Source organism: Streptomyces sp. NPDC092370 (genome assembly GCF_044755265.1).
Taxonomy (GTDB): domain Bacteria; phylum Actinomycetota; class Actinomycetes; order Streptomycetales; family Streptomycetaceae; genus Streptomyces.
This window is the reverse complement of record NZ_JBIVQO010000012.1, coordinates 242239-258609: the sequence shown is the minus strand read 5'-3', so window position 1 is coordinate 258609 and position 16371 is coordinate 242239. Positions and strand designations below refer to the sequence as shown.

Here is a 16371-nt window from a genome sequence, read left to right as displayed (position 1 = left end):
CCCGTGCCCGGGAGGCCGGTCACGCGGGGACGCCGGCGCCCGCCAGGTTCTCGATCATCCGGCGGGAGCCGGGCCCGACCAGTGCCGCCCACTGCTCGGGCGCGTCGGCCAGCCAGCCGGCCGCCCGGGCGGCGAAGCCGGGCACGTGCCGGCCCAGGTCCACCAGGGCGCGGTCGAAGCGGGCGGCGCCCTCCGGGGTGCGCACGAGGAGCAGTCCGATGCGGTGGACGAGCTCGCGCAGGTCGTCGTCGCCGTTGCGGGCGGCGGCGTGCAGCAGCGCGTCGAGGACGTCGGTGTCGTGTTCCTCGACCAAAAGGGCTTCGCGTAGTTCGCGGCGAAGCGGGCGCGAGGCGGGGATGCCGGGCGGTGACAGGACGGCGGCGAGGGCGCAGCGCAGGCGCACGTCACCGTCCTCCAGCAGGCCGGTGACCAGCGGCAGGAGCACGGGCCGGGCGGCGGGGCCGCGGTCCAGCCGCTGGTCCGCGTACGCGGCCACCTGCCCGGCGAGTTCCGGCCGCTGCCGTGCCGCCCGGCACACCAGCGCGGCGATCCGCCGGGCCAGGCCGGGCGGGGTGGCGTCGGCGAGTGCCCGCAGCGCCTCCTCCGCGTCCGGCCGCTCCAGCCGGGCGGCGAAGGCCCCGAGGACCGGCTCGGGGTCGGTCGGGAGAGCCCCGGCCAGCACGTCCGGTGAGAACTGCGGGTCGCCCGCCGCGAAGTACTCCAGCGCCCTCGGCAGGTAGCGCGCCCGCGTGTGGGGGTCCTGGACGAGGAGGGCGAGCGCGCCGCCGTGCAGGGCGCGGTCGGCGGGGCGGGCGAGCAGGGTGAGGGCCGCGTAGCGCAGGAGGGCGCGGTCGTGCCCCGTGCTGACGTGCGGCGCGACGCGCAGTCCGTGCGCCACGGCGGCTCTCCTGCGCACCGGCCGCTCGTCGCGCGCCCACCGGTCGACGGCTCGGCACACCGCCGACGGCTCCTCCTCGGCCAGCACGGCGAGGAGTTCGTCGGCCCGCCGGTGCCCGCGGTCGACGAGCACGTCCGTCAGTTCGTCCAGGGCACCGTGGCGGTGGGTGTACAGCAGCGCCTGTGCGGCGGTGGCCACGGTCGCGTGCGGGGTGGCGGGCAGCGGCTGCTCGTCGTCGAACCAGCGGGCGAGCTGCGGTTGCACGGCGGTGGGGTCGGTAACAAGGAGTCCGGCGACGGCGTCCAGGAAACGGGGCCCGGACTCGCGGGGCGGCCCGTCGGCGTGCACCAGCCGCCGCAGCAGCGCACAGCGCTCCTCCTCGGGCAGCCGTACGCCGGTCCAGAAGGCGGGCCCGAGCTCCTGCGGCACGGGCCGCTCCTGTCGCCGCCAGGCCACGATCCGGTCGGCGAGCAGCCGCAGCACCTCGGTGCAGGGCGTCGCGTCGGGAAGGACCGGGAGCGTCCCGGCGAGCAGCCGGGCGGCCCACCAGGAGCGTGGATCGGCGTCCAGGGCGTGCACCAGGTCGGCCAGGCGGGAGGCCAGCTCACGGGTGCCGCGTTGGCGGGCGAGGTACAGCAGGGCCTGGACGACCGGCCCGATGCGGTGGTGCGGCACCGGGTCCGGCCGGTCGTCCTCACCGCGGTGGACGAGGACGTGCAGGGCCTCGTCGAGGTCGAGGTGCGTGCCCTGGAGCCAGTCGGCGAGCCCTTCGTGCGCGAAGCGGTAGCCGGACCCGGCGGGCACGAGCAGACCCTCGGCGAGTACGGCCGACGCCCAGCCGGGGCAGCCGCCGAGCCGCGCCGGGACGGGCCCCCAGGGGAACACCGCCTCGAACGCGTCCCGGTCCAGGTCTCCCGGCCCCGGGCCGAGGCTGCGCCGGGCGGCCTCGTGCACCTGCCCGGCCACCTTGGCGGCCAGCCGGCGTACGGCACTGCCGCGCAGGCCGTTGCCGGCTGCCAGCCGCCTGGCGATGCGCAGGGCCATCAGGTCCAGGTAGGCGGAGAAGACGTCGTGCCGGTCGACGGGGGCCGTGAGGACGACCGGGGGGTCGGCGGCGTCGCCGAACTCGTCCCGGACCTCGGCGAGCAGACGGAGGGTGAGGGGGTGGCGGGCGTCGGTGCCGCCGAGGGCGCCCTCGGCGATGCCGTGCCGCAGCCGGGCCGCGCGGGCCTCGTCCTCGGTGAGGTCGCCGAGTCGTACGCAGGAGGGTCGGCGCAGCGGGTCCGGCATCTCCTCCCAGTACTCCGGGCGGCACGCCACCACCATGCGCACTCCGGTCTCCCGCAGCCAGCGCACGGTCGCGTCCGCCCAGTCGGCCAGGCGGTCGGCCACCGCCGGTGGCATCTCCTCGGGGCCGTCCAGGAGGAGCAGCAGGGGCCGGCCGAGGGAACCGGCGAGGCGGACCAGGCACTCGGGCGTGGTGTCCCCCGGGTCGGCCGGGGAGGGCAGGTGGGGCGGGAGCGTCCGGGCGGCGACGACAGGGGCGGCCCGGGTGAGCGCGCGGCGTACGGCGTCCGCCACCGATGTGTCGTCGTCCCGCAGTTCGCAGCCGCGCACCCACAGCGTGGGATGCCCGCTGCGGCCACGGCGTGCGGCGAGCGCCGCGAGTTCCGTCGTACGACCGCTGCCGGGTGGTCCGACGAGACCGAGGACGGCTGTCCGGCCTGCCGCGAAGGCGTCCAACTCGGCCGCGGTGTCCGCCCGTTCGACCGGCTCCGCCACACCGGTCCCGCCGGGCGGACCGTCCAGCCCCACCGATGTGCCGGTCAGCTCCAGCACTCCGGCCAGGTTGAGATCGGGCCCATAGGCGGGGACCGTCGCCGCGTTCTCGGCGAGCAGTTCGGCGAGCGGGCCCCCCGCTCCGGGGACCCGGGAGTGCAGCGGTACGGCGAATCCGACGTCGCGGTGGTCGGAGCTGAGCGCCGTGCCGAGGACGGCGACGACGGCGCCCGTCTCGGCGTCGAGCACGGGCCCCCCGGCCGCTCCGCCGCCCAGCCGCAGCGCGTCCCGCCCCGCCGTGCCCACCGCCAGCTCCAGCGCGTCGAGGCGGTGGAAGCGGTCCGTGGCCGTGTACGTCACGGCGGCCGGGCCCAGCACCCGGGCCTCGCGCCAGCCGCCGGCGGCGATCCGCACATAGGCGCCGGTCCCGGGGCCGTCCCGCACGGTGACGGGCAGGGGCGGCACGCCGAGGCCCTCGGTCCGCACGAGGGCCAGGTCCAGCGCGGGCAGCGGGACGACCGCGTCGGCGGCCACGACCCGGCGGCGGTCCCCGGCCCCGTGCAGCACGAGGCGGGGCAGCCCGTCGACGGCCTCGTGGCTGGTGATCAGGGTGCCCCTGTGGTCGGCCAGGAAGCCGGTGCCGCGGGGGCGGCCGGCCGGATCGTGGATACGGACGAGGGCGTCATCGGGGAACGCCCTGTCCTCGTGCCCCGCTGTTCCGGGGCTGTCCTGGGAGCGTTGTGGACTGTCGTCCGCCTCCCGGGACCGGTTCCGCGACGCCATTCGTCGAGCCTCCCCGCCGTACACCCGTGCCCTTGTGTTCGACGGTAGAGGCGGGATGATCAGCGGGACAGGTCGCCCTGCGAAAGCGCCCCCTTCCGCTCCCCCGGTTCACTCCGAGCGCCCGCACGGACGGGTGAAGGAACCGGGGCGGCTGGATACACCCTAGGGGTGGGGGAACCGAGGGGGACCGTGGAGCGGCGCACGTGGAGGTACCCCATGGCCGCCGCTCCACGGGCGGCTCCCGGTCCCCCGATTCCCCGTCAGGCGAAGACGGCCAGGCTCTTGGCCTTGCCCCGCTGCTCCTCGACGAGGGCGAGGAAGCGGCCCTCAGGATCGAAGACGGCGACGGGGCCGGAGCCCGCGTACGTCTCGGGCATCTCCAGCCGTACGCCGTTGGTGAGCAGCTTGGCCCGCCGGGTGTCGACGTCCCAGCGGGGGAACGCGGCCGTGGCGGCCTCGGCGATGGGCAACACGGTCAGTTCCTGCTGGAGCTGCTCGAGCGTGCGGGCCGCGTCCAGCTTGTAAGGGCCGACGCGGGTGCGGCGCAGGGCGGTGAGGTGACCGCCGACGCCGAGGTCGGCGCCCAGGTCGCGGGCCAGGGCCCGGATGTAGGTGCCGGAGGAGCAGACGACCGAGACGACCAGGTCGAGTACGGCCGTGCCGTCGTCGGCGACGGCGTCGCGGACGTCGTACACGCCGAAGGAGGAGACCGTGACGGGCCGGGCCGGGATCTCGAACTCCTCGCCCTCCCGGGCCCGCTTGTAGGAGCGCACTCCGTTGATCTTGATGGCGCTGACCTTGGACGGCACCTGCATGATGGCGCCGGTCAGCTTGGCGATGCCGGCGTCGACGGCGTCGCGGGTGACCCCGGAGGCGTCGGTGGAGGAGGTGATCTCTCCCTCGGCGTCGTCCGTGAGGGTGTTCTGCCCGAGCCGGATGGTGCCCAGGTACTCCTTCTCGGTCAGCGCGAGGTGGCCGAGGAGCTTGGTGGCCTTCTCGACGCCGAGGACGAGGACGCCCGTCGCCATCGGGTCGAGCGTGCCGGCGTGCCCGACGCGTCGCGTCCTGGCGATGCCGCGCATCTTGGCGACGACGTCGTGCGAAGTGAAGCCCGACGGCTTGTCGACGATGACAAGGCCGTCGGGCGTGGTGTGCTTCTGGGTCATTCGGCGGCGTCGTCCGTCTCGTCGTCGTCTTCGGGCTTGCGGTACGGGTCGGCGTCGCCGGCGTACTTCGCGCCCGCGGACGCCTCGCGCACCTTCTCGTCGGACTGGCGCGCCTTGTCGAGGAGGTCCTCGATGGTGCGGGCGTTGTCCGGGAGGGCGTCCATGACGAAGGCCAGGGTCGGCGTGAACTTCACCCCGGCGGCCCGGCCCACCTCGGAGCGCAGGACGCCCTTGGCGCTCTCCAGGCCGGCCGCGGCCGCCGCGCGCTCCTCGTCGTCCCCGTACACCGTGTAGAAGACGGTCGCCTCCCGCAGGTCACCCGTGACCCGGGTGTCCGTGATGGTGACGTGCGAGCCGAGCCGCGGGTCCTTGATCCCGCGCTGCAGCTTCTGGGCCACCACCTCTCGGATGAGGTCCGCCAGCCTTTTAGCCCGCGCGTTGTCGGCCACTGGTCCGTCTCCTTAAGTGCTTACTCGTTGCTTCAGTCTTCGTCGCTGTGGAGCCTGCGTCGAACCGAGAGCAGTTCGACTTCGGGCCGCCCGGCGACCAGCCGCTCACAGCGGTCCAGTACGTCGGTGAGGTGTCCCGTCTCCCCCGAGACCACGGCGAGTCCGATCTCGGCCCTGCGGTGGAGGTCCTGGTTACCCGTCTCCGCCGCGCTCACCCCGTACTTGCGCTGGAGTTCGGCCACGATCGGACGGACGACAGAGCGTTTCTCCTTGAGCGAGTGGACGTCGCCGAGGAGCAGATCGAAGGACAGAGTCCCCACATACATGTGTGTATCCGGATGTCCCGCCGGCTCGGGGTACGGGCGCCGCGCTTGGACGCCGATACGGGAACCGTACACGCAACGGCCGGGGCCGATCGACGGAATAAGTCCCGCCGACCGGCCCCGATCGTGACTCAGGTCAGACGCGCGGCTTCTCGCGCATCTCGTACGTCGCGATGACGTCGTCGACCTTGATGTCGTTGAAGTTGCCGAGGTTGATACCGCCCTCGAACCCTTCGCGAATCTCGGTGACGTCGTCCTTGAAGCGACGCAGACCCTCGATGTTGAGGTTCTCCGCGACCACCTTGCCGTCGCGGATGAGGCGCGCCTTGGTGTTGCGCTTGACCTCGCCGGAGCGGATGAGAACACCCGCGATGTTGCCCAGCTTGGACGACTTGAAGACCTCGCGGATCTCCGCCGTACCGAGCTCGACCTCTTCGTACTCCGGCTTGAGCATGCCCTTGAGGGCCGCCTCGATCTCCTCGATCGCCTGGTAGATGACCGAGTAGTACCGGACGTCGACACCCTCGCGCTCGGCCATCTGCTGCGCACGCCCCGCGGCGCGCACGTTGAAGCCGATGACGATGGCGTCGGAGCCCATGGCCAGGTCGATGTCGGACTCCGTGACCGCACCGACACCACGGTGCAGCACGCGGATGTCGACCTCTTCGCCGACGTCCAGCTGGAGCAGCGAGGACTCGAGGGCCTCGACGGATCCGGAAGCGTCACCCTTGATGATCAGGTTCAGCTGCTGGACCTCGCCGGCCTTGAGCACCTTGTCCAGGTCCTCCAGCGACACACGGCGCGTGCGCTTGGCGAACGCGGCGTTCCGCTCACGGGCGGCGCGCTTCTCCGCGATCTGACGGGCCGTACGGTCCTCGTCGACGACGAGGAAGTTGTCGCCCGCACCCGGGACGTTGGTGAGGCCCAGGACCTGCACCGGCGTCGAGGGACCGGCCTCGGCCACGCTGTTGCCGTTGTCGTCGTGCATCGCCCGGACTCGGCCGTACGCGTCGCCGACCACCATGGTGTCGCCGACCCGCAGCGTGCCGCGCTGGACGAGGACCGTCGACACGGCACCACGGCCGCGGTCGAGACGGGACTCGATCGCGATGCCCTGCGCGTCCTGGTTCGGGTTGGCCCGCAGGTCGAGCGAGGCGTCGGCCGTGAGGACCACGGCCTCCAGCAGGGAGTCGATGTGCAGACCCTGCTTGGCGGAGATGTCGACGAACATGGTGTCGCCGCCGTACTCCTCTGCCACCAGGCCGTACTCGGTCAGCTGACCGCGCACCTTGGTCGGGTCGGCGCCCTCGACGTCGATCTTGTTGACCGCGACGACGATCGGGACCTCGGCCGCCTTGGCGTGGTTGAGCGCCTCGACCGTCTGCGGCATGACGCCGTCGTTGGCCGCGACGACCAGGATGGCGATGTCGGTCGACCTCGCACCACGGGCACGCATGGCGGTGAACGCCTCGTGACCCGGGGTGTCGATGAAGGTGATCTTGCGCTCTTCGTCGTTGACCTCGGTCGCGACCTGGTAGGCACCGATGTGCTGGGTGATGCCGCCGGCCTCGCCCGCGATGACGTTCGTCTTGCGGATGGCGTCGAGGAGCCGGGTCTTACCGTGGTCGACGTGACCCATGACGGTGACGACCGGCGGGCGGACCATGAGGTCCTCCTCGTCGCCCTCGTCCTCACCGAACTCGATGTCGAAGGACTCGAGGAGCTCGCGGTCCTCCTCCTCCGGGCTGACGATCTGAACCGTGTAGTTCATCTCGTCGGCGAGGAGCTGCAGCGTCTCGTCGGAGACGGACTGCGTGGCCGTGACCATCTCGCCGAGGTTCATCATGACCGCGACGAGCGACGCCGGGTTGGCGTTGATCTTCTCCGCGAAGTCGGTGAGCGAGGCACCGCGCGACAGGCGAACGGTCTCGCCGTTGCCGCGAGGCAGCATCACACCGCCGACCGACGGGGCCTGCATGGCCTCGTACTCCTGGCGCCTCTGCCGCTTCGACTTGCGGCCACGACGCGCCGGACCGCCGGGACGGCCGAAGGCACCCTGCGTGCCACCACGGCCACCGGGACCACCGGGACGACCACCGAAGCCGGGACGGCCACCGCCGCCGGGGCCACCGGGACGACCGGCGAAACCGCCGCCACCGGGACCACCCGGGCGACCGGCGAAACCGCCACCGCCGCCACCGGGACGACCGGCGAAGCCGCCGCCACCCGGGCGACCGCCGCCGCCACCGGGACGACCGGCGCCACCGGGACCGCGGCCGCCGGGGCCACCGCCACCGGGACGCGGGCCGGCAGCCGGACGCTGCGGCATCATGCCGGGGTTGGGACGCGGGCCGCCGGGACCGCCGCCGGGACGGGGGCCGCCGCCCTGCGGGCGGGGCATGCCGCCCGGGGTCGGACGCGCGCCGCCCGGAGCCTGCGGACGAGGACCGCCGCCGGCACCCTGCGGACGGGGACCGCCCTGGCCCTGGCCCTGCGGACGCGGGGCGCCGCCGGGCGCACCGGGGCCGCCGGGACGCGGGGCACCACCGGGACGGGGCGCCTGCGGGCGCGCCATGCCGGTGGAACCACCAGAGGTGAACGGGTTGTTGCCCGGACGGGGACCCGCCGGACGGGCACCGGGACGCGGGGCGCCGCCACCCTGGCGCGGAGCGCCGGGACGGTCGCCACGGTCACCGCGACCCTGGCCGCCCTGTCCGGAACCACCCGGGCGCGGAGCACCCGGACGCGGCGCCTGGCCGGCCGGACGCGGGGCGCCCGGACGCGGGCCGGAGCCCTGGGACCCCTGGGACGAGGACGGCGAGGACGGCGAGGACGGCGCGGCGGGAGCCGACGGGGGTGCCGTGAACTCGGGCGTGGTCGGAGCCGGGGACGCCGGGGCGGGCCGCGGCGCGGGCTTCGGGCCCGGGGTGGGACGGGGGCCGGAAGCAGCCGGCGCGGCCGGGGCCGCGGGCTTCTCGGCGGCCGGCTTGGGGGCCGGCGGGCGCGGGGCGGCCGGACGGGCAGCCTGCGCGGGTGAGGGGGCGCCCGGCTTTGCCGGGGCAGCCTTGCGGGCAGGGGCGGACTTGCCGCCTCCGCTGCCCTGCTGGAGGGCGTCCGTCAGCTTGCGTACAACAGGCGCTTCGATCGTCGAAGACGCCGAACGGACGAATTCACCGAGTTCCTGGAGCTTGGCCATGACGACCTTGCTCTCGACACCGAACTCCTTGGCGAGTTCGTAGACCCGGACCTTAGCCACTTCGCTCCTTTGAGGTCCGGGTTGCGTCCGGACCGTCGCTAGTTCATGGGCGTACTCATCGCGTACTCATCGAGTGCTCATCGCAATCTCGACCTGCTTTCGACTCGCGAGGTACCTAGCCGCACGGGGTTCCGTACGGCACGTCTTACCGTGTTGCCTGCTCGGCAACTGTCGTCTGCTCGACGTATCGGCGCAACGCCTTTGTGTCGAGCGGTCCCGGGACGCGCAGTGCCCTCGGGAACGCCCGGCGGCGTACCGCCTGGTCGAGACAGACCGGTGCGGGGTGAACGTACGCACCCCGGCCGGGCAGCGTACCGCGTGGATCAGGGACGCATGCGTCCTTGATCGCCACGATCCGCAGCAGTTCCGTCTTGGCCGCTCGCTCCCGGCACCCCACACACGTGCGTTCAGGGCATGCTTGGTCGCGCGTCCGGCCAGACACCGTTAAGTCTACCTCCCCGTGCGCGCCTCACCCCTTTGGGGCAGGATTCGAACAGTTGGCGCGCATGAACCTGTCGTGATCTGAACGGCCCGCGGCTTGGATCTATTCCTCGGAGTGGTTACCGGCCGGTTCCGTGTCCGGGCGGATGTCGATCCGCCAGCCGGTCAGCCGGGCCGCGAGGCGGGCGTTCTGCCCTTCCTTGCCGATGGCCAGGGACAGCTGGTAGTCGGGCACGGTTACGCGGGCCGACCGAGTCGCCATGTCCACGATCTCCACCTTGGAGACCCGGGCCGGGGACAGCGCGTTCGCCACCATGTCGGCCGGATCGTCCGACCAGTCCACGATGTCGATCTTCTCACCGTTCAGCTCGGCCATGACGTTGCGCACGCGGCCGCCCATGGGGCCGATGCAGGCGCCCTTGGCGTTCAGGCCGGAGCGGGTGGACCGTACGGCGATCTTCGTGCGGTGACCGGCCTCACGGGCGATCGCGGAGATCTCCACCGAACCGTCGGCGATCTCCGGCACCTCCAGGGCGAAGAGCTTCTTCACCAGGTTGGGGTGCGTGCGCGACAGCGTCACGGACGGACCGCGGACGCCCTTGGCGACCCGGACCACGTAGCTGCGCAGCCGCATGCCGTGCTGGTAGGTCTCCCCCGGCACCTGCTCCTGCACCGGCAGGATGGCCTCGAGCTTGCCGATGTCGACGAGCACGTTCTTCGGGTCGCGGCCCTGCTGGACCACGCCGGTGACGATGTCGCCCTCACGCCCGGCGTACTCGCCGAGCGTCGCGTCGTCCTCGGCGTCGCGCAGGCGTTGCAGGATGACCTGCTTGGCCGTGGTGGCGGCGATACGGCCGAAACCGGACGGGGTGTCGTCGAACTCGCGGGCCTCCTGGCCCTCCTCGAGGTCGTCGGGGTCCTCCTTCGCCCACACGGTCACATGGCCGGTCTCCCGGTTGAGCTCCACGCGCGCGTGGCGGCGGCTTCCCTCGGTGCGGTGGTAGGCGATGAGGAGGGCCGACTCGATCGCCTCGACCAGCAGGGGGAAGGAGATCTCCTTCTCCCGAACCAAGCCCCGCAGGGCACTCATGTCGATGTCCACGGCTACGCCTCCTCTTCCTTCTTGTCCTTGCGGCTGAACTCGACCTGGACACGCGCCCGGACGATGTCGTCGAAGACGAGTCTGCGCGCGGTGGCCTTGCGGCCCTTGACCCCGGGTACCTCGGTGTCGACACCCTCGTCGTCGACCTTCAGGATCCTGGCGACCAGTTCGCCGCCCTCGGCCAGCTGGAACTTCACCAGCCGGTCCGTGGCGCGGACGTAGTGCCGGTGTTCCGTGAGCAGGCGCTCCGCGCCCGGGGTGCCGACCTCGAGGGTGTACTCACCCTCGCCCATCGCGTTCGTCTCGTCGAGCTTCGCCGAGAGCGCGCGGCTCACATCGGCGATCTGGTCCAGGTCGGCGCCCGTGTCCGAGTCGACGACGACCCGCAGCACACGCTTGCGTCCGACGGAGTCCACTTCGATCTCTTCGAGATCCAGGCCCTGAGAGGTGACGAGCGGCTCCAGCAGTCCTCGCAGCCTCTCGCTCTGGGTGGTGCTCATCCGGGTGACTCCTCGGCCGCGTGTGCTGTTGTGGGATGGGGCGCGTGTCTGGTCAAAGGGTATCCGGTCGCGGGGTGTGTTGCCGTCCACCCGGTCACGGACGGTGCCGCTGAGTGATGCCGGGCGGGGGCCCGGGTACCGTGATCACGGGCGTGCAGCCCTTGCCGTCCCTTCTTTCTCGAATGATTCTCGAATGTTTCTCGAAACGAGCCCCCGAGGACGTCTGACGTGCCGTTCCCCCCATCGCCGCGTGCCCGCTCCGGGCCGCGCAGAAGGAGTCTGCTCGCCGTCGCCCCGGCGGCTCTCGCCCTGCCGGGCTGCACCGGCGGGGACTCCGGCGGGCCGGCCGGCGACGGCCCGTCGGCCGCCGACCGGGCACGCGCGCGTGCGGCCCGGGACAGCGAGGGGCTGGTGGAGCGGTACGACGCGGTGATCGCCGCCCGGCCGGGGCTCGCGGAGCGGCTGCGGCCACTGCGCGAGGAGGTGGTGCGGCACGCGCAGGCGTTCGGCGGTGGCCGGACGCCATCGGCCTCGGCCTCTCCTCCGGCATCCGCGTCGGCCTCTCCGTCGCCGTCCGCTTCGGTGTCGTCCGCGCCGTCCGCGGCTGTGCCGGGGAACGACAAGGACGCCCTCGCCGGGCTCGCCGCCGCGGAGCGGGAGCTCGCGGACCGGCGGGCCAAGGCGCTGGACAAGGTGCCGGGTGAGTTGGCGCGGCTGCTGGCGTCGGTGGCGGCGGCCGGGGCGGCGCACGTGTATCTGCTGACGGAGGGAGACGCGTGAGCGAGGCGAGGGACCGGGAGCTCAGGGCCCTTCAGGCGGCGCTGGCGGCCGAGCACGCGGCGGTGTACGGGTACGGCGTCGTCGGCGGGAAGATCGGTGACGGGCAGCGCGCCGAAGCACTCACGGCGTACGACGCGCACCGAGCGCGCCGGGATGCGCTGGTGCGCGAGGTGAAGGACCTGGGGGGCCGGCCGGTGGCCGCGTCCGCCGGGTACGCACTGCCGTTCGCGGTGCCGGACGCGGCGGCGGCCGTGCGGTTCGCCGCCGCGCTGGAGGACCGGGTGGCCGGAGTGTACGCCGACATGGTGCGCGCGGCGGGCGGCGAGCGGCGCGCCCTGGCCGCCGAGGCGCTGCGGGAGGCGGCGGTGCGGGCGGTGCGCTGGCGCGGCGGGAGCGTAGCCTTCCCTGGGCTCGCCGAGCGGGCCGGCACGGCCCCGCCCTCGGCGGCGCCGACGGCGTGACGCGTGCAGGGCGCGCACCGCGGACAGCATGAAGGGAACGACTCGCGCATGGTTTTCGAACCGCCTGAGCGCCTGGTGAGGGCACTCGGTGAGACGGCGCCGGACGGTGACGACTGGCTGGAGAAGCTGCCCGTGGCTACGCAGCAGGCCGTCGCGCTGCGCGAGTTGACCGTGGAGCGGGTGCAGGTGCCCGGCGGGCGCAGCAGCCTGGTGGTACTGGTGCGGGCGGCCGACGGATCGCCCGCCGTGCTGAAGCTGGCGCCGGGCCGGGCCCGTCCGGAGGCCGAGCGGGCCGCGCTCGCGCACTGGGCCGGGCGGGGTGCCGTGCACCTGCTGGAACCCTTCTCGACCGAGGGCGTCCTGCTGCTGGAGCGGCTGCATCCGGACGTGTCGCTGCGGTCGCTGCCGGAGGCGAAGGCGCTGCTGGAGGCGGCGGGGACGCTGCGGCGGCTGTGGGTGGACCCGCCCGCCGACTTCCCCTTCGAGACGGTGGCCGAACGGACCGGGCGGCAGGCCGAGGCGATGCGGGCCCGGGCGCAGGCCGATCCCGAGGTCGCCCCGCTGGTCGACCTGGCGCTCGCGGCGCGCGAGGAGTTGCTGGCCGCGCCGCCCGAACACCGGCTGCTGCACGGCACCTTCCGGCAGAGCAAGGTGCTCGCCGGGGAGCGGATGCCGTGGCTGGCCGTCGGGCCCGACCCGGTGGTCGGCGAGTGCGCGTTCGATCTGGCCCGGCTGGTCCGGGACCGGGTGGAGGACCTGATCGCCCAGCCGTCCGGCGCGGCCACGACCCGGCGGCGGGTGAAGCGGCTGGCCGAGTCCCTGGACGTGGACCAGGGCCGGCTGCGGGGCTGGACGCTGTTCCGGGCCGTGGAGTCCGGGGTGCGGGCGGGCCGGGTGGGGCGGCCCCGGGACGCCGAGCTGCTGCTGGAGTTCGCCGGGTGGCTGTAGGGCGCCGGCGGTACCGAGGGGCCGGGGGCCGCACCCCCGGACCGCCGGTTCCGCCCGTGCCCCGAAGCACCGGGCGGACGGGGCGGGCCGGCCCGCCCGGCGCCCTCAGTGCTACGCCGTGAGACGGGCGACGGCCTCCTCGACCGTGAGTTCCTCGCGCTCGCCGGTGCGGCGGTCCTTCAGCTCCACCACGCCGTCGGCGGCTCGCCGACCCGCCACCAGGATCTGCGGTACGCCGATCAGCTCGGAGTCCGTGAATTTGACGCCCGGAGAGACGCCGGGGCGGTCGTCGACCAGGACGCGGACTCCGGCCGCGGCCAGCTTCCCGGAGATGTCGAGGGCCAGCTCGGTCTGCAGGGCCTTGCCGGCGGCGACCACGTGGACGTCGGCCGGGGCGACCTCCTTGGGCCAGCACAGGCCCTTGTCGTCGGCGCTCTGCTCGGCCAGGGCGGCCACCGCGCGGGAGACGCCGATGCCGTAGGAGCCCATGGTGACGCGGACCGGCTTGCCGTTCTGGCCGAGGACGTCGAGCTTGAGGGCGTCGGCGTACTTGCGGCCCAGCTGGAAGATGTGGCCGATCTCGATGGCGCGGTCCAGGACGAGGCCCGTGCCGCACTGGGGACAGGGGTCGCCCTCCTGCACGACCACGACGTCGACGTAACCGTCGACCTCGAAGTCACGGCCCGCGACGACGTTCTGCGTGTGCGTGCCGGGCTTGTTGGCGCCGGTGATCCACGCCGTGCCCGGGGCGACCCGGGGGTCGGCGATGTAGGTGACCTTGTCGAGGCCCTGCGGTCCGACGTAGCCGCGGACCAGGTCGGGGCGGGCGGCGAAGTCCGTCTCGGTGACCAGTTCGACGGTGGCCGGGGCGAAGTGCGCCTCGACCTTGCCCATGTCGACCTCGCGGTCCCCGGGGACACCGACGGCGACGATCTCGCCGTCGACCTTCACGAGGAGGTTCTTCAGCGTGGCGGAGGCGGGGACGCCGAGGGAGGCGGCGAGGGTCTCGATGGTCGGGGTGTCGGGGGTCGGGATGTCCTCGGCGGCCGGGACGCCCGAGCCGTCGACGGGCTTCAACTCGTAGGTGATCGCCTCGGTGTTGGCCGCGAAGTCGCAGTTCGGGCAGTCGGCGAAGGTGTCCTCGCCGGCCTCGGCGGGGGCGAGGAACTCCTCGGACTTGGAGCCGCCCATCGCGCCGGCGGTGGCGGCGCAGATGCGGTAGTCGAGGCCGAGGCGCGCGAAGATCTTCTGGTAGGCCTCGCGGTGCAGGGCGTACGACGTGGCGAGGCCCTCGTCCTCGGTGTCGAAGGAGTAGGAGTCCTTCATCAGGAACTCGCGGCCGCGCAGGATGCCGGCCCGCGGGCGGGCCTCGTCGCGGTACTTGTTCTGGATCTGGTAGAGGATGACCGGCAGGTCCTTGTAGGAGGACGCCTGGTCCTTCACCAGGAGGGTGAAGATCTCCTCGTGGGTGGGGCCGAGGAGGTAGTCGCCGCCCTTGCGGTCCTGGAGACGGAACAGCTCGGGGCCGTACTCCTCCCAGCGGCCGGTGGCCTCGTAGGGCTCGCGCGGCAGGATGGCGGGGAGCAGGACCTCCTGGGCGCCGACGGCGTCCATCTCCTCACGGACGATCCGCTCGACGTTGGCCAGCACCTTCTTGCCGAGGGGCAGCCAGCTCCAGATGCCGGCGGCGGTACGGCGCACGTAGCCGGCGCGGACGAGGAGCTTGTGGCTGAGGACCTCGGCGTCGGCCGGGTCGTCGCGCAACGTCTTCGCCAACAACTGGGACATGCGCTGGACCGGTACGTTCGCCATGGTTCCTCTGCTCCTGCTGCTGGGGGTCCCCCCTCCCGGGCGGAGCCGCGAGCGGGGGAAGGTGATGGCAGGAGGTTAGCCGGGGGGTGCGGGGCGGTGGAAATCGGTTATCCGCGGCGCAGGGGCAGTGGGGCGCCCATCACGGCGTAGGGCTTCGGCGCGCTGGGGAAGAGGACCTGGCGGGCCAGGTCCTGGTAGCCGAGGGAGCGGTAGAGGGCACGGGCGGGGCTGTCGGTGTCGATCGCGGAGAGGATCGAGCGGGGTTCGGCGGCGCTGTCGGTGATCGTGGTGATCAGGGAGCGTCCGAGGCCGCGGTTCTGGTACGCGGGGTGGACGTGCAATTCGGTGATCACGAAGGAGTCGTCGAGCCAGCGGTCGTTGTGCCGCTCGCGCAGGTAGGGCTCCACGACGGTGGACCACCAGTGGGTGCGGTCGTTGGGCATGCCGTAGACGAACCCGACCAGATCGCCGCCGGCTGTGGCGCCGAGGGCGCGGGCGCCGGGATAGGTCATGTGGCGGAGGACGATCTGGCGGCGGACGGCGACTTCGTCGGGGCCGAGGCCGAAGGCCACGGCTTGGACGGCCAGGGCCTCGTCCACGTGGGCGGAGAGGTCGAGGGGGCCGATCACCAGGTCCATGGCGGGGAGCCTACAGGGGGGTTTCCGTCGCCGTCCGGGTGCCGGTCGATGTGGTCCGCTCGCACGCCGCCCGGCGGAGTCGCGCGCCGCCGCCGCGCGCCCCTGGAGGCCGGTTCGCGCCCGGGCCCTAGAAGAGGACGCTCATGAAGGCGCCGACTTCTTCGAAGCCCACCCGGCGGTACGTCCTGCGCGCCGCCGTGTTGAAGTCGTTGACGTAGAGGCTGACCACGGGGGCGACGTCGGCCAGTGCGTAGCGCAGTACGGCCGCCATGCCGGGGGCCGCCAGGCCGGTGCCCCGATGTTCGGGGGCCACCCACACGCCCTGGATCTGGCAGGCGCGGTCGGTCGCGGCGCCGATCTCGGCCTTGAAGACGACCTTGCCGTCCGAGTCGAAGCGGGCGAAGGCGCGGCCGGAGCCGACGAGTTCGGCGACGCGGGCCTGGTAGAGCAGGCCTCCGTCGCCGGCCAGCGGGGAGACGCCGACCTCCTCGGTGAACATCGCGACACACGCCGGCATGATCGTCTCCATCTCGTCCTTGCGGACGCGGCGGACGTAGGGGTCCGGGGTGACGTCGGCCGGGAGGTGGTCGGTGACCATGAGCGGCTGGTGGCGGCGGACCTCGCGGGCCGGACCCCAATGGGGTTCCAGCAGCCGCCACAGATCGGAGGTGGCGCCGGAGGGGCCGACGATGGAGGAGCAGCGGCGCCCGGCGCGGCGGGCACGGTCGGCGAAAGCGCGGACGGCGCGCGGACCGGCGCAGATCGGGACGAGGTTGGCTCCGGCGTAGCAGAGGGACGTGAGAATACCGTCCTCGTACCAGCCCCACATCTCACCGCCGAGCCGCCACGGGTCGAGCCCGGCGATCTGCACGCGGGACGTCACGAAGGCGTTCGCGACCGGCTCGCGGTCGAGAACGGCGAGCGCGGCGTCCAGGTCGCTCGGTTCGAGGAGCCGTGAGGTCGTCTGGGTCAACACGTGCGGGGGCCTCACACACTGGGGTCGGCTGATCCCCGCACTATAGCTGCGCTGCTTGG

The 16371-nt window shown here is 73.2% G+C and carries 14 protein-coding genes; 3 read left to right on the top strand and 11 right to left on the bottom strand.

The features are described from left to right. Nucleotides 1-19: 19 nt before the first annotated feature. The 8 genes from ACIQHQ_RS30820 to rimP all read right to left on the bottom strand — a co-directional run bounded on the left by ACIQHQ_RS30820 (nt 20) and on the right by rimP (nt 10697). A complete protein-coding gene (locus ACIQHQ_RS30820; protein WP_402618009.1) occupies nt 20-3460 on the bottom strand; it encodes a trypsin-like peptidase domain-containing protein in 3441 nt (1146 codons plus the stop codon). Between the two features lie 260 nt (nt 3461-3720). Continuing rightward, the gene (gene truB, locus ACIQHQ_RS30815) at nt 3721-4626 is read right to left on the bottom strand and encodes a tRNA pseudouridine(55) synthase TruB (RefSeq protein ID WP_402618006.1); all 906 of its coding nucleotides are present in this window, start codon (nt 4624-4626) and stop codon (nt 3721-3723) included. Next, on the bottom strand, nt 4623-5075 hold the full coding sequence (rbfA, locus tag ACIQHQ_RS30810; protein WP_402618003.1) for a 30S ribosome-binding factor RbfA: 453 nt from the start codon (nt 5073-5075) through the stop codon (nt 4623-4625). Before rbfA ends, truB begins: the two co-directional genes overlap by 4 nt. Nucleotides 5076-5107: 32 nt before the next feature. After that, the gene (locus tag ACIQHQ_RS30805; protein ID WP_283970333.1) at nt 5108-5401 is read right to left on the bottom strand and encodes a DUF503 domain-containing protein; all 294 of its coding nucleotides are present in this window, start codon (nt 5399-5401) and stop codon (nt 5108-5110) included. A gap of 133 nt (nt 5402-5534) precedes the next feature. Then, nucleotides 5535-8654, bottom strand: a complete 3120-nt coding sequence (infB, locus tag ACIQHQ_RS30800) for a translation initiation factor IF-2 (protein WP_402617999.1) — start codon at nt 8652-8654, stop codon at nt 5535-5537. Nucleotides 8655-8799: 145 nt separating this feature from the next. Continuing rightward, nucleotides 8800-9096 carry a YlxR family protein gene (locus tag ACIQHQ_RS30795; protein ID WP_402617996.1) on the bottom strand — a complete coding sequence of 99 codons (297 nt, stop codon included), beginning with the start codon at nt 9094-9096 and terminating at the stop codon, nt 8800-8802. Nucleotides 9097-9198: 102 nt separating this feature from the next. Continuing rightward, nucleotides 9199-10197: a transcription termination factor NusA gene (nusA, locus tag ACIQHQ_RS30790; protein WP_306930432.1), complete on the bottom strand. Its 999-nt coding sequence runs from the start codon at nt 10195-10197 to the stop codon at nt 9199-9201. A gap of 2 nt (nt 10198-10199) precedes the next feature. Then, on the bottom strand, nt 10200-10697 hold the full coding sequence (gene rimP / locus ACIQHQ_RS30785) for a ribosome maturation factor RimP (protein ID WP_390989233.1): 498 nt from the start codon (nt 10695-10697) through the stop codon (nt 10200-10202). Between the two features lie 228 nt (nt 10698-10925). Here rimP and ACIQHQ_RS30780 point away from each other — a divergent pair, with 228 nt between their 5' ends. The 3 genes from ACIQHQ_RS30780 to ACIQHQ_RS30770 are packed head-to-tail and all read left to right on the top strand — an operon-like array spanning nt 10926 to nt 12886. Next, complete coding sequence (locus tag ACIQHQ_RS30780; RefSeq protein WP_402617991.1) at nt 10926-11477, top strand: hypothetical protein; 552 nt, start codon at nt 10926-10928, stop codon at nt 11475-11477. Continuing rightward, a complete protein-coding gene (locus ACIQHQ_RS30775; RefSeq protein ID WP_402617989.1) occupies nt 11474-11938 on the top strand; it encodes a ferritin-like domain-containing protein in 465 nt (154 codons plus the stop codon). Before ACIQHQ_RS30780 ends, ACIQHQ_RS30775 begins: the two co-directional genes overlap by 4 nt. A 48-nt stretch (nt 11939-11986) precedes the next feature. After that, a complete protein-coding gene (locus ACIQHQ_RS30770; protein WP_402617985.1) occupies nt 11987-12886 on the top strand; it encodes an aminoglycoside phosphotransferase family protein in 900 nt (299 codons plus the stop codon). 111 nt (nt 12887-12997) lie between these two features. On the opposite strand, the gene ACIQHQ_RS30765 is transcribed toward ACIQHQ_RS30770, so the two are convergent. The 3 genes from ACIQHQ_RS30765 to ACIQHQ_RS30755 form a co-directional block, all read right to left on the bottom strand. Beyond that, a complete protein-coding gene (locus tag ACIQHQ_RS30765; protein ID WP_402617983.1) occupies nt 12998-14698 on the bottom strand; it encodes a proline--tRNA ligase in 1701 nt (566 codons plus the stop codon). A gap of 107 nt (nt 14699-14805) precedes the next feature. Continuing rightward, nucleotides 14806-15336 (bottom strand): GNAT family N-acetyltransferase, encoded by a 531-nt coding sequence (locus ACIQHQ_RS30760; protein WP_402617981.1) that lies wholly within the window; start codon nt 15334-15336, stop codon nt 14806-14808. Nucleotides 15337-15463: 127 nt separating this feature from the next. Then, a complete protein-coding gene (locus ACIQHQ_RS30755; RefSeq protein WP_402617978.1) occupies nt 15464-16312 on the bottom strand; it encodes a GNAT family N-acetyltransferase in 849 nt (282 codons plus the stop codon). Nucleotides 16313-16371 lie beyond the last annotated feature (59 nt).